Source organism: Schlesneria sphaerica (assembly GCF_044336245.1).
In the GTDB taxonomy this organism is placed as follows: domain Bacteria; phylum Planctomycetota; class Planctomycetia; order Planctomycetales; family Planctomycetaceae; genus Schlesneria; species Schlesneria sphaerica.
The window spans coordinates 6,849,610-6,871,185 of the sequence record NZ_CP172346.1 but is presented as its reverse complement, the minus strand read 5'-3'; the positions used below and the strand labels follow the sequence as shown (position 1 = coordinate 6,871,185).

The window sequence follows — 21,576 nt, the reverse complement described above, 5'->3', positions numbered from 1 at the left end:
CCCCCAGTGAACGCCCAGAAGTCCGGAATTTGGTTCTGGATTCCCTCCGCCGCGGCGACAGAGGCGTGTCGACCAAGCGCTGCGTGTGCGTTGTTGAGTTCGAAAGTCAGATCATCTTTCGCAGCTCGAAGCGGGCCTCTTTGATGCCCGGCGCGGGAGGCCGAATGCGGTCGCAAGAACAAGTACCGCTCAAGATGCTCTGCGTGGAGACGCTTCAAGGTCAATTCTGCGTCGTTTCCACAACAGCCAGGTCTTAAGATGTCGAGATCCGCCCTGTTTGATATCTGGGACTCGGACGATTCTTTTCGGCTTCATTCTCAACCTGTTCAGGGGGCCGGGCACGCCATGGCAGGAAATTGCCGTCGCAAAGGTTTGCTACGATGTGGAAGCTCCCGACGAGCTGGCCACTGCGTGGGGCAGCGGCAGCAGTCAGGCCGACGAGCCCCTTCGAGCCAGACCGACGCCTCAAGGCCCTACTTGGTGCGACCTTCCGTTGACCTCGTAGTCGAGCTGCATTCCCTGGCGAGTTCGGTAGGCCCGGTCTCAGAAGATAGATCGCGAACACCAAAGCAAAAGAGCCGTCCCCGATAACAGGGACGGCTCCAAGTGTACTTTCAGCAATTCACCCAACGACTATGGGAACATTGGGGTGCCGGTAAATGGATTCCCCGCTTGCTCGTAGTAAGTTTGTGGGAAATCTGGGTTCGGGAACACAGGCGATGGCCCATCGCTGATGAACCAGCTGCTGAAGTAGAACTCGTCCACCAGATTCTGAGTGGTCCCATTCTGATTGAAGAAGTTCGTCGAGTTCAGTGCAGGACCATTCTCCACCTGGAACAATTGTACCAGACGGGGGTTGGGGTTCAGGTAGCCAAAGTTGCTCTTGAGTGGGTCAGCCTGATAGTACGCTCCGTTCGGCGTCGTATTCCCTGGCAAAGACCCGTTAGTCGCTCCGTTCACCGATGGGTTCACGATGTTGATCGTGTTGCCAATGTTCCCAGTGAACCGAAGGTCCATCTGTGCGGTGTCATCGAGGACGACAATATCTGGGTCATCTGTATTGGCCACGCTGCCTGTCGGCTGTGGCGCAACTCCCGTGGCAGGGTTGTAGGCGAGGAACGATTCGATGTGAAGGTCGTTCGCCAGGTTACCTGTCATGTTGTTGTTACGAATATCAGCCCCCAGATACGAGTTGGTACTCACTCGCAGGAATACCCCGTCACCGGCCTGCAGGTCTCCACCACGCCCATTGAACTGGATCGTGTTATCGGTCATGACCAGATTCGTGTTGTTGTAAGTGATCAGATTCATGAAGCCGCTCATGACTCCACTGTTGAAGATCGGAGCGTTGTCTCCCGTATTCCAATCAAAAGCGCGATTAATCAAGTCGTTAGGATTGAACGGCGTTTCTGGGTCGGTCGGCTGAGGCCCGAAGAATTCGACAACCCTGAACAGATCGTTGACCGTGCCGGAACCTCGGTACTGCAACGCGGCATTCTGTTCGAGGAAGACACCAAATCCAGCGTTATTGGAGATGTTATTCCCGCTCAGCGTAATCGCATTTTCAGCACCACGCAGTCCCAATCGTCCCTGCAAGTCGATGTTCACTCCATTCAACTGATTCTCAACGATCGACGAATTGGTGATGCTCGCATTCAACTGACCCCACCCGTCTCCCTGGTTATTCTGGATTCGGGTCGCGAACGTGCCGTCTGGGTTATAACCATTGAAGGCGAGTGCGTTTCCGACAAGGCTGATCCCGTGACCTGAGTTGTTCTGAATCAGAGAATTGTCGACGTTGAGTGTCCCGACTCCAGCTGCGTTGAAGATCCAGTCTTCGGTTGTGGCACCGTCCACAATCCGCATCGTGCTCTGAACCTGGAAGTCGATACCGTCTCCGCCGTTGCCATCAGCAACTGTCGGACCACCGACGATGACTCCGTCGACACCCAAGGTCACGTCAGCCGCGATTCCCGCTTCAGAGTGAATACCGTCTTCTCCGTTGGACTGGATGAAGGTCCCAAACTGAGGTGTCGCATTTAAAGTGTCACCGGTCACCAGGATGTCGTGGCTTCCACCCGTGTACTGAGCCAGAATACCATTCAGCCCGTTGTTGCTGATCGTGCTGCTACCCGTGTTGGCACTGACCTGCATGTAGGTGCGGGAGGGTGCGTCGTAAGGCATCCAGGGATTGCCTGGCTGGGTTCGTGTAATTTCGCTTGTCACGAAGATCCCGTTCGATCCGTTGTTGTTGAAACTGACGTTATCGAAGGTGGAACGTTCGCCGCCAAGTGAGTATCCGAATTCAGCACCTGGGGTAATGTCGACGCGAAGGCCGTTCTGAGCATTGTTGTTGAACGTGGTGGCAGTGGCATTCAGTACCAGTTGCGAATCACCCAACAGGTCGACTCGTGCACCCTGGCCAACTCCGTTGATACCATTGTTGTTCAATGAAGACTGGATCAGGTTAATCCGGTTAGGCCCCGCGAACATCTGATTCGGATCCTGCGGATCAGAGCCAAGTCCGTGGAAGTTAAAACCATTCACTAGGTTTGCCTGCATCGAGCTGTTGACGATATTGGCCCGAACCAGCGAAGCAGACGACCGGTTGAACAGAATACCGTTCTCGTTATTGCTGTTCATCAGAGTATCGTAGATGCTGGCATGCATGTACGACCGGCCGTTGCTGTTCAGGACAATACCGTTGAGGCGGTTGTTCGATAATGAACTTCCCGTGACCAGCAGGTTAAGGGTACTGCTGTCGTTGGTCGTTCCGGACAGACCGTTGCCGGTAAGAGCTCCATTCGAAGTTTGACCTGTGCTTGATGAGCTGTTGGAGAACACGTTCTGGAGTGTGACGTCCAGGACTGAGTTTCCATTGCTGACAAAGGCCATGTTATCGCCACCGGTCGTGTCGATGTTGTTACCCGAACCAGCACCGTTTCCGCTGTAGTCGTCGCGCTGCGAGGTGAAGTTCAACCGAGCGTTACCGCCTGTCGAGATCTGCAGACCGTTCCCTGCGTTGTTCAGGACGTCATTGTCACGAGACACGACGGTCATCCCGCCTGTTGACGTTCCGTCGGACCGCAACGAGATTCCATCATTGAAGTTCGAGGAAATGATGTTGGCATCGATGATCGCGTTGAGCGTCGAGCTGTCATGTCGTTCCAGGGCCAGTCCACCACCGGTGAAGGCAGAGATACCAGCGCCTGTGATTCCCGTACCGTTGTTCGAGATCTCGTTGTTGCGGATCAGCAGGTTGTTGGATGTCGAGGTCCCCGAGGTTTCGACCCGGATACCGTAGCCACCGTAACCCGTGACCGTATTGTTGAGGATGTTAGCCGAATTCACGACCGAGGCACCGGACGAGGCGATGTGGATTCCGTCCTGGCCATTGCCGAAGCCGGGAATCGATGCACCGAAAACGTCACCCGTGGCCGAAACCGCGTCGCTGGTTGTATTGAGCTGTGTGACTCGCTGCGTTGACGACAATCCATTGCTGAAGTTCACCGTGATGGATGAACCGTTCGTCGCGGCCGAGGTCAGCGGCGAGCTGCCCGAGGCGAGTTCCAGTCGAGCCGTGGCACTGAAGACTTCGTTTGGATCGAAGTCGGTGAAGCCCAGCGGGATCAACTGACTGCCAGCGGCCATCCCGGAATTGGCATTGGTAGCAGGAGCGTTCAGTCCGGTAATCAGCAGTGGTGAAGATCCCGGGGTGACAGCCAGCCCGTTCAGCGAAGTCAGCAGGGAATCGCTGATCGGCTGAAGGACGACTGGGTTCACAGTTCCATTGGGTCCCTGACCGGTGGCTGCGATCGTCGCAGGTGTACCTGCCAGGTTCCAGATCACACTGGTGATCTCGATTCCAGGATCGGACTTGTTCGTGATGGTGAAGGGGCTGGACCCGCTTGTGCCATTGAAGAAGAATTCGAACGAATCACGTGGGGCGGCGACAGTCGAAGTCGCTCCGTTGGTGATAGTGTTGTTAATGATGTCGTAGGACAGAGCGGCAGTCCCGCCGACAGCCAGGTTGATCGCCGAAACAGAGTTGTAGTCAAAGGTGTTCCCGGGGTTGTAGAACGTCCCGTCAGGATTCTCGATCAGGGCACCACCGATCGAAATCTCGGTCACACCACTGTCAGACAACAGACCCAGACCGTATCGCTTGTTGCCACTGGTGGTCGACGAATCCAGACCAAAGCTGTTGTTGGTGACGTTGATGCGAGCGATGGAGTTGTTCGTGGTTTCGATGTGCAAACCATCCAGCGTGTTGTTCGTGAAGATATTGTTGTAGATGCCGTATGCATCGTTCGGTACGCCGAACTGAGGAATATAGGGTGGAGCATTCGGCACAGGAGTCACTGGTGGCGACTTGAACAGCAGGGTGCCGCCATTGGCCAGCAGGTTCAGACCGTTGCCACCGTTGCTGTCGAACGTATTGGAGCGAGTAATCGCTGGAGTGGTGTCTGTCGCGGCGACATTTGTACCACCGATAATCCCGCCAATTGTTGCACCGGCGCGAGCTTCGAGTCGCAATCCGTCATTCCCGTTGCTCGTGAATTCGTTCCCTTGAACGATGACGTCAAGCGGTGGCACGAAAGGAGGCGAGCCGGTGTTCAGCACGCTGATACCGTTGCTGACGTTGTTCGTCACGGTGTTCGCGAGGAACTGGGATTCGGCCCCGTCGGCGATCGAACCGGAAAGGTTCGTCAGCAGCACACCGTTCAAGCCGTCGTGGATGTTGTTGCGGTTGATGTTCACAGCACGGTTGTTGTTACCGCGAATGCCGTTACCGGTCCCACTGCCATCGATGTCAAAGCCCGAGACTTCGATCATGCGGGTGTTTCCACCCACCAGGGTGATCACGTCGCCGCCACTGCTGTTAAACAGCTTGGGAGCCGATCCACCGGTGAATCCGGGCAATACCAGGTTCTGGCCGGGCAGGTTGGCTGTGGTGAAGCTGTGTGCAACCGAAGTGCTCAGCAAACGCTGACCATCAAACAGTTCCATCGTCGAAGCAGTGTCGAGGTTGGTGTTGGACGAGTCGGTTCGAGGTCGGACCAGGACGATGTCGTACTGACGTCGTTGAGCTTCCGTGAGCGATTCGTACTGAGCGATGCTGTTAAACGGATTGGTGATCTGACCGTTTCCACCGAACCCGAGATTCGGGTCGATGTTGGCCACGAAGTAAGGTGCATTGGTTTCGGGATTGATGGCAACGTCAATTGTCTGATAGCTGTCGACTTTGGCCATCACGCGGTTCTGGCGGAACACGTTCTGGACCATTCGGTCATGGACGCGGAGGTTTCGCAACCAGCGACCTGGCTTGCCGTCAGGCAGATTCATGAAGACCTGGAACTGAGTGTTCAGTCCGAAGACATGGTCGTTCGTCACTTGCACGCCGAACTGGACGTCTTCATTGATCTGAGCCATGAACCGGCCGCTGACCCCGGTGAAGTTGCCACCCTTGTATCCGTTGCCGGTAAAGTAGTAAGCACCGATGTAGGCGTTCAGTCCGTAGCGACCCAGATACGGCATTGGACCGCCGGTCTCGGCGTCCAGACCGGTGTAGGACTGTTCGACCGTGTTGTTACGAATCAAACCGATCCCGCTGCCGTAAAGCACGGCCTGGGGAGAAAGTTGACTATAAAGAACATGGTCAGCGTTGCTGAACGGAATGTATCCGTTAACGCGATAGTCGACGTAGCGACCAAGCGATTCAAAGCTGAGGCCGACCTGCTGATACGGCTTGGCGTGGCCGTTGTCAAAGTCGAACCACACAGAGAGACCCGCAATGCGGTCAATCCCCTCCATGTAGTATCGCCAGCCGGTACCGACCGTACCGCCGCCGCGACTATCGTAGGTGACCATACCCATCCCGTGAACGAAGACCAGGGCGTTGTCTTCGATCTTATAGGGGACGAACACCCCGATGTTCGAGTAACCCGCATCGTAACCGTACAGGCTGCCGCCGCGAGAATCGATGTTCACCCGAGGCGCGAACACCCGATCGACTCGGGTCATCCCGTACAGGGACCCGGATCCGCTAGGAAGCGGCTCGGATCCATACTGATCGAACGGGATTGCCCCATCGGGGACTCCCTGCCCACCCTCATAAGCTGGCGGACCAAGTTGCACGGTGCCAACTGGCTCTTGCGCCTGAGCCCGAGTTATTCCGAACATAGTTGCCCAGGCAACCAAGCCCAATAGACACCGTCTTACTGAAAGATTCATCGGTTGCTCCAGCGTCCTGCTGCGAAAACCTGCCCTTGTAAACCGCTTTAACCATCAAGTCCGGTGCATGTCAGACCCTGACGGATATTCCGCCTCTAGCGGTTATCTGTTGTTTTCGGAAAAGGGACGTGCGCTGGTTGAGCGAAAAACCGGTAAGTCACGTAGTTTTCCTACAATCGTGAAAAAGGCGACAAACTTCCCAAACCTCCCAGAACATCGGTTTAGTCTCTCGCCCTGCGGTGATGTCATCCCCTGACGCCCCCAACGGCAGATTCTGCCCAAGCCGGAGCAACTCTCCCTCCCGGCAAACGGGCAGAGTTCCTGCAGATCGTCCGGGCGTAAGTTGCGACACCCCTGCGGCGCCGTCCTCCCCCGACGGTTCTGTATCATCCTTGCCGCACTCATTGGGGCCGATCAGGTCGCTCTTCGGTCGTCCCCACGCAGACATGCCTGCCCAGAGAAAATCCGAACCGGCACGTCACCACCGGTGCTTTTCATTTCCGGGGGCGATACAAGATTCAGTGTCAACATCAGAGGCACACCACCTCGAACGGTTTTCTCGAATGAGCAACAGGAATCTTTTGTGAGCGATTTCGCTTTACGTGTTGAAGGACTGACAAAGTCTTTTCGTTTAGGGCATCGCGTCTCCTACCACCGGTTCTCGGAACTGATCGAGAACGTGGCGACCAATCTGGCGCGGCTACCCCGTCGACTGATGTCCGCACGTGGTGCGTCCCCGACGAACTCGCCCGAAATGTTCCAGGCTCTCGACGACGTGTCCTTTGAAATTCAGCGGGGGGAAGTCGTCGGTTTCATTGGTCGAAACGGGGCGGGCAAAAGCACGCTTTTGAAGCTGCTTTCACGAATTACCTACCCAACACATGGACGGATTGAAATCCGGGGCCGGGTCGGCAGTTTGCTGGAGGTCGGCACAGGATTTCACCCGGAACTGACCGGCCGGGAAAACATCTTCATGAACGGTGCCGTCCTGGGGATGACGCGCCGCGAGATCCGCAAAAAATTTGACGAGATTGTCGCCTTTTCAGAAGTTGAACGCTTTCTGGATACCGCCGTCAAACACTATTCCAGCGGGATGTACGTGCGACTGGCGTTTGCCGTCGCGGCGCATCTGGAACCCGAGATTCTGATTGTGGATGAAGTGCTGGCGGTCGGCGATGCCGCCTTTCAGCAGAAATGCCTGGGCAAAATGGGATCGGCCAGTCGACAGGGCAAGACGGTCCTGATCGTATCTCATAGTCTGCCCGTGATCACAAATTTGTGTAAGCGGGCAATCCTGCTGGAAAAAGGAAAAATCACTGCCAACGGGACCCCCGCCGAAGTGGTGAAGCAGTATCTGGCCAACGTCAGGTCGGCATCCGGTGAAGTCGTCTGGCCGTCACAGGAAACCGCTCCCGGCAACGACATGGTGCGGTTACATGCCGTTCGCGTCGTCCAGTCAGAAGTCGAAGGGGCTACGGCCGACGTCGATATCGCACACGATATCTCGGTCAAAATCAGTTACTGGAATTTGATTCCCAACCAGCAGCTCTATGCGGCATTGTGGCTGAAAGATTCGAACGGGACATTCGTTCTGGCGACTTCCAACGTCAAAGCGATCAGTTCGACCGATGATCCCTGGTATGGCACTCCGCAACCGGTAGGACTGTTCGAATCGACCTGCACAATCCCGGGTAACTTCCTGAATGAGGGGCGGTATACGATCTCTGCCATCGTCGGGCGGGTGCCTCAGAAAACCACCATCCTGCAGGAGTCGGTCCTGACGTTCGACGTCCATGATACCGGTTCCATGCGAGAAGAATACTTCGGGAATTGGACCGGCCCCGTGATCCGCCCCCGACTTCCCTGGAACACCGTACAGAGCTAAGTCCGCAAGCGCGTCAGGAGATTCGCCTGTCGTCAAACAGTCACCGTCCGGACGACGTATGTCTTTGCATCCATCCGCAGTGGGCCACACGCAACTGACCGAAGATGATAAGAGTCTGTGGGAAACGACGGCGCATGCACCGTGACTGAGAGACTCATGCGGGAGAATTCATACGTGCGAGGGAGAGACAGGCCCCCGTGGCAGGGGGCATTACCCACGGGGAAATTTGGGCCGCTCCACATTGACGAACGGAGCGGGAACCTTGAAACTTCCTCCAGAGATCGACTCGCAATTTTTGAAATTGACCGGGACAATTGATGGCGTCCTCCGCATCTCACGACAGCGCACGTCGCAAAATAGGGTCGATCGAGCAGTTGGCTGCGGAAATCGCGGCACGCCAGGCGGAAGGAAAACGCGTCATCCACTGCCATGGGGTCTTCGACCCGATGCACATCGGACACATTCGCCATTTTGCGGCGGCGAAGTCTCTGGGAGATCTGCTGGTCGTCACCGTCACCCCTGATCGCTTCGTGAACAAGGGCCCTCATCGTCCCGTCTTTCCGGACGAACTTCGAGCCGAAGCGATTGCCGCACTGGAAACAGTCGATTACGTGGGCATCAATCTGTGGCCCACGGCGATCGAGACGATTCAAACCCTGCGCCCGAATGTGTTCGTGAAAGGATCGGAATTCCGCGGAGGAAAAGATCTGACTGGTGCGATCAAGCTGGAAGAGGAGGCGATCGTCTCTGTCGGGGGAAAGCTGGAATTCACCGATGACGTGACCTTCAGCGCTTCACACCTCGTCAACCGGCATCTCTCGGTCTTCCCGCAAGAGGTGAGCGACTATCTCGCCGATTTCTCGCAGCGGACTTCAACCGGCGAAATTCTGAAATTTCTCGATCAGGCTCGCAAACTGAAAGTCCTGGTTGTCGGCGAAACCGTGATCGATGACTATCAATATGTCGAAGCGATCGGCAAGTCATCGAAAGAACCGACTCTTGTCGTGAAGTCGCTGAACAATGACCGTTTCGTCGGGGGGGCGGCCGCAGTCGCCAATCACGTTGCCGGCTTTTGCGACAATGTCACCCTGCACTCCATTCTCGGCGAAATCAATTCCGAGGAAGACTTCATTCGGTCCCGGTTGAAACCCCATATCGACGCGGGATTTCTGATTCGAGAGCGTTCGCCGACGATCGTCAAACGACGATTCATCGAACAGTACTTCTACAGCAAACTGTTCGAAGTCTATGAGCTGAATGACGAGCGTCCCACGATTGCCGAAAGCCAGGCCTGGACGTCCGCCATTGCAGGTCGGCTGAACCAGTTCGACGTGGTGATTGTGATTGATTCTGGGCATGGGTTTCTGACCCGGGAAATGATTGACCTGCTCTGCCGCGAAAGTCGCTTTCTCGCCGTCAACACGCAGGCAAATGCGGGAAATCAGGGATATCATGTCATTTCCAACTATCCCCGGGCCGATTACATCTGCATTGCTGAAAATGAAATGCGGCTGGAGTCGCGTGATCGACGCAGTGATCTCAAACCGATGATGGAAGATGTCTCCCGCCGGTTGAACTGTCCTCGTGTTGTCGTGACCCGTGGAAAGAAGGGATGCTGTACCTACCAGCAGGATGTGGGGCACGTCGATGTGCCCGCTTTCGCCTCGAACGTGGTCGATCGAATCGGCGCAGGGGACGCCTTCCTGTCGATTACATCGCTTTGCGCGGCACAAAACGCTCCCATGGAAGTGCTGGGCTTCATCGGAAACGTCGTCGGAGCACAGGCCGTGGCCACCGTCGGCAATCAATCGCCGATCGAGCGAATTCCACTCTCACGCCATATCGAACATTTGCTGAAATAACCCATGGAAATGAATGACGGGGCAATCACCTTGAATTCTATCAAAACTGTTCTGGTGACGGGCGGGGCGGGCTACGCCGGTGCAGTCCTGGTTCCCCGACTGCTGCAAGCCGGCTATCACGTGCACGTGCTGGATCTCTACCTTTACGGCAAACAAGTCTTCGACGATTGCCGATGTGACCGCTTGACCGAGTTTGAAGGGGACCTGCGGAACGAGTCCCTCGTCGCGAAAGCGGTTGCCGGTTGCGATGCCGTCATTCATCTGGCATGCATCAGCAACGACCCCAGTTTTGAGTTGAATCCCGTGCTGGGACGCTCGATTAATCTTGATGCGTTTCCCCCCCTCGTGAGACTGAGTCGGGAAGCGGGCGTTCGGCGCTTTGTGTTTGCGTCGTCCTCGAGCGTGTATGGGATCAGTGATGCTCCCAACGTGACCGAGGATCATCCACTGAAACCCTTAACGGACTACAGCCGTTACAAAGCCGACTGCGAACCGATTCTGCTCCAGCAACAGGCCCCCGACTTCACGACGCTCGTCCTGCGTCCCGCCACACTCTGCGGCTACTCTCCCCGACAACGGCTCGATCTGACCGTCAACATCCTGACCAATCATGCCCTCAACAACCGGAAGATCACTGTCTTCGGTGGAACGCAGCTTCGTCCGAATTTTCACGTTGAAGATATGGCCGACCTGTACCTGCAAGTCCTTCAAGAACCAGCCGAGCGGATTGCAGGCCAGATTTTCAACGCGGGTTATGAAAACCACAGCGTGGCTGCACTCGCAACCATCGTGAAACGGGTGGTCGAACAGGAAATGGGCTGGAACGATATTGAGATTGTGACGACCCCATCAGATGATCTCCGGTCGTACCACATCTCATCGGAAAAGATTCTGAAGGTGCTGGGGTATCGGCCATGTCGATCGATCGACGACGCGGTCCGTGGCCTCGTGGCGGCCTTCCGAGCTGGCAAGCTGCCCGACTCCATGACACGTTCAACCTACTTCAACATCAAACGCATGCAGGAAGTTGAGCTGAAGTGATGGAACCGAGCGCCGTGACATCGACCTCAACATTGCCCGCGACGGCTCGGCCGATTCCGACGATCGACGAGTTGCAGATTCTTGCCAAACGGATTCGCAGTCACGTTCTGGGACTGTCACACCAGGCCAAAACGGCACATCTGGGTTCATCTCTCTCGTGCGTTGAAATGGTCGTTGCTGCCTACTGGGGAACGGCCAATCCTCCGTCGCCCAACGGGGACGATGCAGAGCAGGACTGCTTCCTGCTGAGCAAGGGACATGCAGCGACCACTCTTTACGCCGCCTTGGCGATGAAAGGCTTTTTCCCCGAGAACTGGCTCGACAGCTATGCCGAACCCGGTAGCCCTTTAGGAGAACATCCCAGTCCGGGGACTCCGGGAATCGTCGCGGCGACAGGATCACTGGGGCACGGACTTCCGATCGCCATCGGAATGGCACTCGCCGCCAGGATTCAAGGCCGCCAGAACCGGATCCATGTCCTGATGAGCGACGGAGAATGCAACGAAGGGTCCGTCTGGGAGGGGGCTCTGTTCGCTCCTGCACAGAAACTGGACCGATTGACGGTGATGATCGATTACAACAAATGGCAGGCCACAGGTCGCAGCGATGAAGTGACATCGCTCAGCCCGTTGAAAGAGAAGTGGGCGGCCTTCGGATGGCGTGCTGTCGAGGTTGATGGGCACAATCTGGCTGAGCTGGTCGAGTGGCTGAATAAAGCCCCGGATCCGGACGGGCGCCCGACCGCACTGATTGCCCATACCCTGAAAGGGAAGGGGGTCTCGTTCATGGAAGATGACAACAACTGGCACTACCGCATACCGACGGCAGCGGAACTGGAACGAGCCAGAGCGGAGCTGCAACTCTCATGAGAAACGCATTCGCTGACGAGATCACCGCTCTCGCTGATCAGGATCCCCGGATTGTGCTGCTGAGCGGCGATATTGGTAATCGGCTGTTCAACGATTTCAAAGACAGGCATCCCGATCGCTTCTACAATGTCGGTGTCGCAGAAGCTGACATGATCGGAATCGCGGCCGGATTGGCGCTGCAGGGCTTGAAGCCCGTCGCGTATACGATCGCCTCGTTCGCCGTCTACCGGGCTTATGAGCAGATTCGGGTCGATCTGTGCTATCTCAAACAACCGGTGGTGATCGTCGGTGTCGGCTCGGGACTCGGGTACGCTGCAAACGGCCCTACGCATCACTCGTGCGAAGACCTGGCAGTCCTGCGTGCGTTACCCGGCATGACGGTGCTCTCACCCGCCGATGCCTGGGAGCTGCGGTCCCTGCTGGGATCGGCAGTCAATCTGTCCGGCCCTTCCTACATTCGAATCGGAAAGAAGGGTGAGCCCACGGTGCATGCCGAACAGCCAGGGCTGACGATCGGCACGGCCTTTCCCCTGCGCCAGGGAAGCGACATTGCGTTACTCGGAACGGGGACATTATTGCCCATCGTCCTCGAAACTGCGGATCGACTTCAGCAGCGGGGTATCTCAGCCGCCGTCTACAGTGTGCACACAGTAAAGCCACTGGATGAGCACCTGCTGGCCGAGGTCTTCCGTAACACGAAACTGGTCGTCACCATCGAAGAGCACTCGCGGATCGGTGGATTGGGTGGTGCGGTCGCGGAATGGCGCGCCGACCAAGTCTGTCCCGGGGCTCGGCTGCTTCGATTCGGGACCCCTGACGAAATTCTTCATCACACGGGCGAACAAGAACATGCCCGACACGCGGCAGGACTGACGCCAGAACGTCTGTCTCAGGACATCGACTCCGCGTGGGAACAGTCCCAGACTGACAGCGACACCTCGAATCGGATCTCCCCATGAAAACCCCAGCGGCCATCCTTGTTGAACTGTCGCAACCTCTGGAACTCGTCGATCTGGAAATCCCAGCCCTCAAGCCGGGCCAGGCCCTCGTCGAAATCGCGTTTAGTGGCGTCTGTCACACGCAGGTCCTGGAAGCACGGGGCCGACGCGGTCCCGATCGCTTTCTGCCACATTGCCTCGGCCATGAAGGGAGTGGGATCGTCCGCGAAGTCGGGGCGAATGTGACTCGAGTCCAACCCGGAGACCATGTCGTTCTGTCGTGGATCAAAGGGAGCGGGGGAGATGTCCCGGGGACCAAATACCAGTGGAATGGCAAAGAGGTGAACGCGGGGGGGATCACGACATTCAGCCGCTATTCTGTGATCAGTGAAAACCGGTTGACGAAGCTCGACCAAGGCCTCCCCTTTGATCTGGCCGCTCTACTGGGATGCGCCATTCCGACGGGCGCAGGGATGGTCTTCAATACGGCCAACGTTCGAACAGGCCAGAGCGTGGCTATCTTCGGCGTTGGAGGAATCGGACTTTCTGCCCTGGCCGCAGCCAGCGCCAGTGGGGCCACACCCCTGATCGCCATCGACCGGCTTCCGTCCAAGCTGGATCTCGCGCGCGAGCTGGGTGCGTCTCACACGATCTGCGTTACAGAAACCAACCCCGTAGAATCGATCATGGCGATCTCTCCGGGAGGCGTCGATATCGCCATCGAAGCCACGGGACGAGCTGCCGTCATGCAGCAGGCTCTCGAATCGGTACGGGCTCAAGGTGGAGCCGCAATCGTCGCCGGAAATGCACCGCAGGGGGAATCGTGGCAACTCGACCCACGTCAGCTCAATCAGGGAAAGCGAATCATCGGGACCTGGGGAGGCGACAACGTCCCTGATCGAGACTTCCCTCGATATCAGCGACTGCTGCTCGCCGGGAAACTGCCGCTGCAGAGTCTCCTGGCCAGACAGTACCCCTTGTCAGGTATCAACGACGCCCTGAATGACCTCGAAGCCGGGCTGGTACCTCGTCCCCTGATTGACCTGTCACGCATCTGACGCTCAGCGCATCGTGCGGGCCCATTCGCAGCGATTTCCGCTGCCATCACAGTCGCCCGGCCCTGACCCTCCTCCTGAAGTAGACGTATGAGAATCGGCATCGATTTTGACAATACGCTGGTCTGCTACGATCAACTCTTCTGGAAACTGGCCAGTGAGCAGGGTCTTGTTGATGAGTCTGTTCCACCCAGGAAGAACGCGGTCCGTGATCACCTGCGACGACGAGGTCTCGAAGAGAGATGGACGCAGCTTCAGGGGCTGGCGTACGGCAGTCGGATTCTGGAAGCAGATCCTTTCCCAGGGATGCTGGCGGCACTGAAGGAACTGCACGAGCGGGGAGCGGAACTGGTTCTCATCAGTCACAAGACCCGAACCCCGATCGCCGGATCCCCCGTCGATCTTCATGCCGCCGCGCAGTCCTGGCTTTTGCAGAAGGGGCTCTGGAACCCGAATTCAGAGCAATCCCTGTTTCAGGACGTCTACTTTGAACTGACCAAAGAAGAGAAATTGCAGCGCATCGCATATGCCGGTTGCGACTGGTTCATCGACGATCTGATCGAACTTCTGACCGAGCCCCGTTTCCCGGTCGGTGTCCAGCGAGTCTTGTTTGACCCGCACACCGAGCAGCCCAATTTGCCGACCGGTATTCTCCGACTGAAGGCGTGGAACGACGTGACATCGCTTTTCCCGTGCACCGACAAATCATGACACCACCCCCTGTCACCCCGCTCGATCTGGAGATTGCACACGCCCTGCTGCAGCAATGCGGAAAGGACGATGCGGTCTCGCTCGAGCCCCTGAGCGGCGGCCGAAACAATCGAACGTTTCGCGTCCGGGGAACTCGGGGTACGTGGTTACTCAAGCACTACTTTCACGACCAGAATCAGGGGTGGAATCGGGCGGAAAGGGAATGGGAGTGGGCCACCTTCTGCTGGCAGTGCGGAGTGCGATGGGGGCCCGAACCATTGGCCTTTGATCGGTCACTGCACGCCACACTCTCGGAATTTCTCGACGGTCGAAAACTGAACGCCAGCGAACTCACGGAACGACATGTCGAACAGTCAGCAAGCTTCGTCGCTGACATTAACGAGCACCGGAACAGTCCTCCGGCAACCAAGATTCGTGATGCTGCAGAAGCCTGTTTCTCACTGAAGGAACATCTCGACTGCGTCGAACGACGAATTTCCCGCCTGGCGGCGGTTCCCGTGAACGATGACCTCAGCCAGTCCCTCTCTGACTGGCGCGAGCGAGAACTGGAGCCCCGCTGGAAACAGCTCGTTTCGCGTGTGAAGGGTCGCGTTACACAAACGGAACTCGAGGAATTTCTGCCTCGTTCGTCGCGGTGTCTGTCACCGTCGGATTTCGGCTTTCACAACGCGCTCCTCACGGAAAACGACCGCCTGCGGTTCTTCGATTTTGAGTATGCCGGGTGGGATGATCCTGCAAAACTGGTCTGTGATTACTTTCTGCAGCCAGAGGTCCCCGTCCCGCTCCAGTATCAATCGCAACTGCTGCACGTCTTTTCGGATCGTAAGCTGTGGGGAGAAGTGGAACGCCGGGTCGAGCTCTTGTTTCCCGTTTTCGGAATCAAATGGTGCTGCCTTTTATTGAATGAATTCCTTGCGCAGGATCGCCGCCGCCGCGAGTTCTCGCAGACGGCGCCGATTACGGAATCGCGAAAAGCCGAACAGTTCGCTCGAGCCAGACAGCGACTGGCGTCTCTCGAAGAATTTCAAAGTTGAGTTGATGCGAAGAAATTGAGCGGCCACTCAATTCAGGACCGCTAAAGCGTACCTCTGATCGTGTCTGCATCCCATCTTCATGTGGTCGATTGCACAAGTGTCGCACTTCTTACTAACTCACCGGCTGAATTTCTGGGGAACGGGGTAACGCCACGCAGAGCGTGATAACGGTCATCGATCTCAAGTTCATCTTCGGGAGAGAAACGGTCACCTTCACGTCTGCAGCGGATGACCTGTTGCTGCACTCAGGCTTAGATCGGGCTGAGATGAGTTTGAACCCGATTTCGACGAAATTGTAGAGTATCAAGATAGTTGTTGAGCTGGATTTTAGGAATTCGTATGGTGATTCTCGAATCGTGTTACGCCCCGATCGGTTTTTACTTTGAAAGGCAAATTCATGAAGCTTTGGGCCAAGCAACTCATTCGATGTAGCCTGTTCGCAGCGATCGCATGTTTCGTACCTGTTCAAAGTTCGTTACGCGCGAGTCCCATCTACCTTTCGTCTGACGTGACAATTTCGTTCGACCCGGATTCCGCCGTGATCGGCGACGAGTTCACGGTTAATGGGAGTGGAGTGGGGGGCATCACCCTCAACGAAAGTCTTACGAAAGGGGGAGGAACCACTTACGGCTATGGTTTTGTTAATACCGTAACCTACCCCAGCCTCATCGGATTTTTTATCGGCAACGGCACAGGAGTCACCCGTGTCGATCCTCCAGATGCATTCCTCGGAACCTCGTCACTTGAGATCAATCTGCACGGCCTCTGGAGGAATGAAGGAGCTCCCTGGGGACCGCCAGTAATCGATTTTGCCCACTTCGGCGTGAGGAGCAACAATGAAGATGCTGTCGACGTCGGCCGATTTGTCTTATCCGTGGACTGGCACAACGGTAACACCTACCAGGTCGATAAATCGTTTACTCAGGTGGGCGAAGCGTTTGAGGCATTCAATTACTTGGCACTTCATAACCCGTCACCCGTTCCGGTGGGAACCGAACTGGAACTGACAGCTTTTATAGGCTTATATTTCACCGGAAACAGCCTGGGTGGAACAACGTTATCCCCTTCCGGAACAGCCGTTCCCGAGCCATCGACATTCGAATTGGCAGGACTGGGAGTCGTGAGCGTTCTCGTCACTTCCCTGCGGAAAAAAACGTCCCCTGCAGCTACATAATCGACACCGCTGAGCGTGTCTAACCGAACTGCTCTTAGTCTGCATAGCCTCTTGGACAGGGTGCAGCGGCATATTCAGCATGGGCTGGACGTGCCGCTGCACCCTGTATCGCTGCTAATTCACCAATCGTTCATGACTTCGAGTGATTTAGAGGTATTGGATCATCGCTCACCTGAATGACTTTCTTGCCGAAGTTAGCCCCTTTCAGAAGACCGATCAGTTCCCCGGGCGCGTTCTCAAGTCCCTGAGTGATATCTTCCTTGAACTTGATCTTCCCCTGCTTGAGCCACTGGCTCATGTCGCTATGGAACTGGGGGAACTGAGAAGCGAAGTCCCAGACGATAAAGCCCTGAAAGGTCAGGCGCTGAACGAGAATCTGTTGCATCAGCAGTGGCAGGCGATCCGGTCCGGGGGGTAAACCGGTCGCGTTGTAGTGAGCGATCAGCCCGCAAACCGGGATACGGGCAAAGTCATTAAGTAGTGGGAAGACGGCATTGAAGACGTGACCACCGACATTCTCGAAATAGATGTCGATCCCCTTGGGGCAGGCGGCCTCCAGACGCTCGGCCAAATCCCCCTCATGATGGTTCAGGCATTCATCGAATCCGAGTTCCTCGCGCACGAACCGGCATTTCTCTTTTCCACCGGCGATCCCGACGACGCGACAACCCCGTATCCCGGCAATCTGGCCGACCAGCGAGCCGACCGCGCCCGATGCTGCCGCGACGACCAGTGTTTCGCCCGACTTCGGTTTTCCAATGTTGTGCAGCCCGGCATACGCCGTGAACCCGGGCATCCCCAGCACGCTCAGCGCGTAGGAAAGAGGACCGGCGGCGGGATCAATCCGGCGAACATTTTCTCCCCCCGAAAGAGCGTATTCCTGCCAGCCCTGTCCGGGATTGAAGACAAAGTCCCCGGGTTTGTAGTCCGTCAGGTTTGATGCAACGACCTGGGTCACCGCACTTCCTTCCATGACATCGCCAATCTCGACAGGTGCCGCATACGACTTCCCCTCATTCATTCGGCCTCGCATGTACGGATCGAGTGAAAGGTAGATTGCACGTAACAGCATTTTGCCCGCGCCAGGCTCGGGGATCTCGCTCTCCACCAGTTTGAAGTTTTCAGGAACAGGCTCACCATGCGGGCGCGAGACAAGCAGGATCTGCTGGTTGTTTTCGGACATTGCAGTACCTCGATTCCATCAGGAGGTCAGAACACGTTGCGAGATGCGGGACGATGACAGGAAGTTTCATGCCAGAGCAGGCCGAATTGCAACGATTATTTTACAGGGTCGCTCGGCCTTTGGGAGAGTACGATCAACTTACGACGACGATCTTCACGGGGGCGATCTTCTCTGTGCAGGCGATTCGCCATTGCCCCTAATGCCACGCACCAATTGAGCTCCCGCAACAAAACGGCAGCCCACGCAACAACGGCGGCGCGGAAGAGAAGCTCCTTTCTGACAAGATGCCGTGGGACAGAACCAGACGATTCAACGAAGCTGAATCGAGTTATTATTCCATCCATCGCGCACGTCGTAAAAAACGGCGACCGGTAATTTGAGTACGAACAGATCGTCATCAGCAGCGCGAATAAAGACAGCACCGTCACCGGAACGAGCGTCTAAAAGACGAAATTGTCTTCCGCACCGCTGACCAGAGGGAACGTGTTCGCTCCTGCAGGGAGATTCAAATTCGATCTCCCTTCGGGATCGCGAACAACCGCTCGTTCAGGCTGGGATGTCGCGACCGATGGCTGTATTCTTCCCGCATCAACGAACTTTGATTCCTCAACTGAGATTTCCCTGATGATGTTTGGACGCTCCCGCGCGATTCACTGCCTGATGCTGATCGGCGCAGTCACCTTTTGCGAGTCTTCAGAACGGGTGCTGGTCTGGGGCCAGACAGCGTCCCCTGGTTCCGCGCCACTGCGCGCGGCAGACCGGACAGACTCGTTCGAAACCAAGTTGAAGCTGCTGGAAGAGGCGTGGGCTCGCAAGGACTTTGACCTGGCTCGATCACTGACGCATTCACTCCGGGACACCGTCCTTCAGACACAGATCGAGACCGAACCGGCCCCTGATTCACTGGTCGAAGCAGGACAGTTTCACCTGGTCGAATCGCTGGGGAACGCGGCAGCCAAGTGGGCTCAGGGCTGGAAGTACTACAAACAGATTTCCGTCGAAGAGCGGGCTCATGAGCCCCGTACGGGCGAACCGATTGAGATTGCCTTGAGCTTTCCCCAGGACCAGGTGACATCACTCGCGCGTGAAATCCGACTTGCCCGCATTGACGGTGACCAACTGGTCGAGGTCCCATGCCAGGTCCACAGTGAACTGCTTCGAGGCGACATTCGAAGCTGTCGCATTCTCTGGCTGATGGACAGTAAACCCCGGGAAACGCAGCGATTCCTTGTCCTGTACGGGAACCCCAATGCCGAGTTACCCGGGTACCCGTCGGAGATGTCCGTCGAAGGCGAAGGTTATGGGTTGGATATTTCCAACTCGTTTTACAAAGCGTCACTCTCACGCCAGACGGGGCAACTTGAAAGGTTAACACTGCGGCGTGAACATGGCCTGGAACTTTTTTCGGGAGGTCAGGGACACGGTGAGCCACCGGGCATCGACTGGGCTCATGACTATGTCGACAAAGGCTTTTTCCAGAAGCTCCGGATCTCGCTCTGGGAATCCTGTCCTGACTACGAAGTCATTCGCGGCCCGCTGTGCACCATCATCCGCCGCTGGGGATTTCCGCACTCACCTGTTCACCCGATCTATTCCCCCAGTCGCCTGAATGTACACGTTGAGTATCGGTTCTATGCCGGCCTGCCCTGGTTCGAGAAACGGGGATCAATGAAAGCCGTACAGACGTTCGAAGTAGAGGCACTGCGGGACGATGAGTGGGTCTTTTCGGGCCAGTCATTCACTGACACCCTGTGGATGGGACGTAACGGCAAGCTGCTCACGGGGAGTGTTCCCGCGGATCAGCACGAGGACTTGTGGGGAGTTGGCTTTTACCACAAAGAAAGTAAAGATTCGTTCGTCGCTCTCTTCTTGGAGCATCATGCGGAGGGGTTGCCGGAACTGAAGCACACGGGAACCCCTCAAATGTTCTATCGCTGGCACGGACCAGTCTGGAGCCGCTACCCGCTGCCGGTGAAAGTGGTCCCCGCCGGGGCGGTCCTCAAACAGAAAAACGCCTACGTCTCGATCCCGTTCTCAGAACCGGAAGGAGCCGCCACCATCGAGCAACTCCGTCGCTCCCTGCTCGCCCCGCTGGTCCCCGCAGCAGTGGACTCGCCAGTCAATTGGAAATCCCAGCCTGCGGCCGACAGCGACGTCGCCAATCCCTTCAATCGACTGGCTCGCCCCGGGGAAGGGAACGAGGGAACCGCCATGAAACAACGAATCTGGGACGCCCTGCGCGACTGCAAGGACGCTCAGCTGTATAAAGCCGACATCAATGTTGTCGATCTGGGACTTGTCTACGACGTGCGACTTCGGGGTGATGGGGTCACAGTCATCATGGCCATGCCGCACCGCGGCCGACCGATGCTGGGCTACTTCATCGATGGCTCCATCTCGGTTCATCCCACATTCTCACTTCCCGTGCGTGAGCGGTTGATGAAAGTCCCCGGCATTCGGCAGGTCGTCGTCGAGCAGACCTGGGACCCGGGCTGGAGTTCCAATCGCCTGACCGATGTAGGCCGTGCCAAGCTCGGCCTGGACTAGGTCGCGCTGACAGCATGACCGGCCGTCGTGAGAGCGGGGCCTCGTCGCGACAGTCTTGGGACACGACAGAGCGGCGGGCTTACCCCTGCGTCGCCGTGGGTGCCAGAAAATCTCTCTCTTCCACGAGAGCTCTCTCCGCAGTCCGGCCTACCGTGTGTGTGCGTGTGTCTGGATGTTTGTGGGTGTACGCGTCCGCGAGAAAATCACTGATTCACATCGCGAGACACGCACCGCCGCACGCCGGGATGAGGCCGGGAATTCTTATGGCTTGGAATACCACTCGTCGACGTACTGTTGGACCAGTTCAAATGCGGACTGCTCACGGGGGCCTGCCGTTTTTTGCACGGGACTTTGCAACGCGGCCAGTTGACTACGGACGTCCGCTTCGGGAATCAGATGCAGCCGCGTGGCCAGGATCGTGGCCTCCAGGACCGCGTGTTTAGCGCGATTGAAACCAAACATGTCGCGCAGTCGCCCCTGGTAAACGACGCGGACCGAAAGAGACGTCCGTTCCGATTTGTCGTCGAAATCAACCACTTCAAATTCGTACCAGCGACAGCAATCGGCAAGCACGCGACCAGGAATCTGGTGCGCGGCAAAGGTCGTTGGAGTCCCCTGCATTCGATTCAATGCCGCTTCGGCGATTAACAGCACGTCATCGACAATGTGAAAGACACCACAGGGACGTGCTTTCAGATTCTGATACGTTGTTGAGGTCTGAAACGGCCTGAAAACGAATGATTCCAGCTGCTCGTCGACCAGCGGCCCCATGGGTGCGACGTTGACTTCGCCCGATTCGCTGAGCGTGGTCACGATTCCTTCGACAATCATAAAGGTTCCGTAAGAAACTGACAGCAGTGGTTGACGTTCACCTCTAGAGTCTACCGGCTGGCGGTGAATCTTTCTCATTAGACGGGTGGAAACCACGTCATGACCCAAAAATTGAAATTTGTTGGACCAACTCTTCCCGCGTTCCTTGAATCTCTCGGATCGTTTGTTAGTCTCGGGTGGTTTCGCGCGATTCAGCCTTGGAGTGGAGTGGT

The 21,576-nt window shown here is 56.6% G+C and carries 13 protein-coding genes; 10 read left to right on the top strand and 3 right to left on the bottom strand.

The genetic code is table 11. The features are described from left to right. Positions 1-633 precede the first annotated feature (633 nt). A complete protein-coding gene (locus ACGY09_RS24625; RefSeq protein ID WP_397569832.1) occupies positions 634-6,138 on the bottom strand; it encodes a beta strand repeat-containing protein in 5,505 nt (1,834 codons plus the stop codon). Positions 6,139-6,817: 679 nt separating this feature from the next. On the opposite strand from ACGY09_RS24625, the gene ACGY09_RS24620 reads away from it, so the two are divergent. The 9 genes from ACGY09_RS24620 (at position 6,818) to ACGY09_RS24580 (ending at position 16,803) form a co-directional block, all read left to right on the top strand. After that, a complete protein-coding gene (locus ACGY09_RS24620) occupies positions 6,818-8,119 on the top strand; it encodes an ABC transporter ATP-binding protein (RefSeq protein WP_397569831.1) in 1,302 nt (433 codons plus the stop codon). Between the two features lie 317 nt (positions 8,120-8,436). Further along, positions 8,437-9,981, top strand: coding sequence for a PfkB family carbohydrate kinase (locus ACGY09_RS24615; protein WP_397569830.1), 1,545 nt, complete (start codon positions 8,437-8,439; stop codon positions 9,979-9,981). A gap of 3 nt (positions 9,982-9,984) precedes the next feature. Further along, positions 9,985-11,022 carry an NAD-dependent epimerase/dehydratase family protein gene (locus tag ACGY09_RS24610; RefSeq protein WP_397569829.1) on the top strand — a complete coding sequence of 346 codons (1,038 nt, stop codon included), beginning with the start codon at positions 9,985-9,987 and terminating at the stop codon, positions 11,020-11,022. Continuing rightward, positions 11,022-11,891 carry a transketolase gene (locus ACGY09_RS24605; RefSeq protein ID WP_397571908.1) on the top strand — a complete coding sequence of 290 codons (870 nt, stop codon included), beginning with the start codon at positions 11,022-11,024 and terminating at the stop codon, positions 11,889-11,891. The genes ACGY09_RS24610 and ACGY09_RS24605 overlap by 1 nt, the downstream gene beginning before the upstream one ends. Further along, the gene (locus tag ACGY09_RS24600; RefSeq protein ID WP_373652327.1) at positions 11,888-12,850 is read left to right on the top strand and encodes a transketolase family protein; all 963 of its coding nucleotides are present in this window, start codon (positions 11,888-11,890) and stop codon (positions 12,848-12,850) included. The genes ACGY09_RS24605 and ACGY09_RS24600 overlap by 4 nt, the downstream gene beginning before the upstream one ends. Then, on the top strand, positions 12,847-13,887 hold the full coding sequence (locus ACGY09_RS24595; RefSeq protein WP_373652328.1) for a zinc-binding dehydrogenase: 1,041 nt from the start codon (positions 12,847-12,849) through the stop codon (positions 13,885-13,887). Before ACGY09_RS24600 ends, ACGY09_RS24595 begins: the two co-directional genes overlap by 4 nt. Before the next feature lie 87 nt (positions 13,888-13,974). Beyond that, a complete protein-coding gene (locus ACGY09_RS24590) occupies positions 13,975-14,595 on the top strand; it encodes a haloacid dehalogenase-like hydrolase (protein ID WP_397569828.1) in 621 nt (206 codons plus the stop codon). Further along, positions 14,592-15,629, top strand: a complete 1,038-nt coding sequence (locus ACGY09_RS24585; RefSeq protein ID WP_397569827.1) for a phosphotransferase — start codon at positions 14,592-14,594, stop codon at positions 15,627-15,629. The genes ACGY09_RS24590 and ACGY09_RS24585 overlap by 4 nt, the downstream gene beginning before the upstream one ends. Positions 15,630-16,026: 397 nt before the next feature. Continuing rightward, a complete protein-coding gene (locus ACGY09_RS24580; protein WP_397569826.1) occupies positions 16,027-16,803 on the top strand; it encodes a hypothetical protein in 777 nt (258 codons plus the stop codon). A 130-nt stretch (positions 16,804-16,933) separates the two neighbouring features. Here the strand turns inward: ACGY09_RS24580 and ACGY09_RS24575 are convergent, their stop codons facing one another. Continuing rightward, positions 16,934-17,986: an NADP-dependent oxidoreductase gene (locus tag ACGY09_RS24575; RefSeq protein ID WP_397569825.1), complete on the bottom strand. Its 1,053-nt coding sequence runs from the start codon at positions 17,984-17,986 to the stop codon at positions 16,934-16,936. Between the two features lie 624 nt (positions 17,987-18,610). On the opposite strand from ACGY09_RS24575, the gene ACGY09_RS24570 reads away from it, so the two are divergent. Next, positions 18,611-20,533: a metal-sulfur cluster assembly factor gene (locus tag ACGY09_RS24570; protein ID WP_397569824.1), complete on the top strand. Its 1,923-nt coding sequence runs from the start codon at positions 18,611-18,613 to the stop codon at positions 20,531-20,533. Between the two features lie 261 nt (positions 20,534-20,794). Here ACGY09_RS24570 and ACGY09_RS24565 read toward each other — a convergent pair whose 3' ends face one another. Beyond that, complete coding sequence (locus ACGY09_RS24565) at positions 20,795-21,364, bottom strand: DUF447 domain-containing protein (RefSeq protein ID WP_397569823.1); 570 nt, start codon at positions 21,362-21,364, stop codon at positions 20,795-20,797. Between the last annotated feature and the right edge of the window lie 212 nt (positions 21,365-21,576).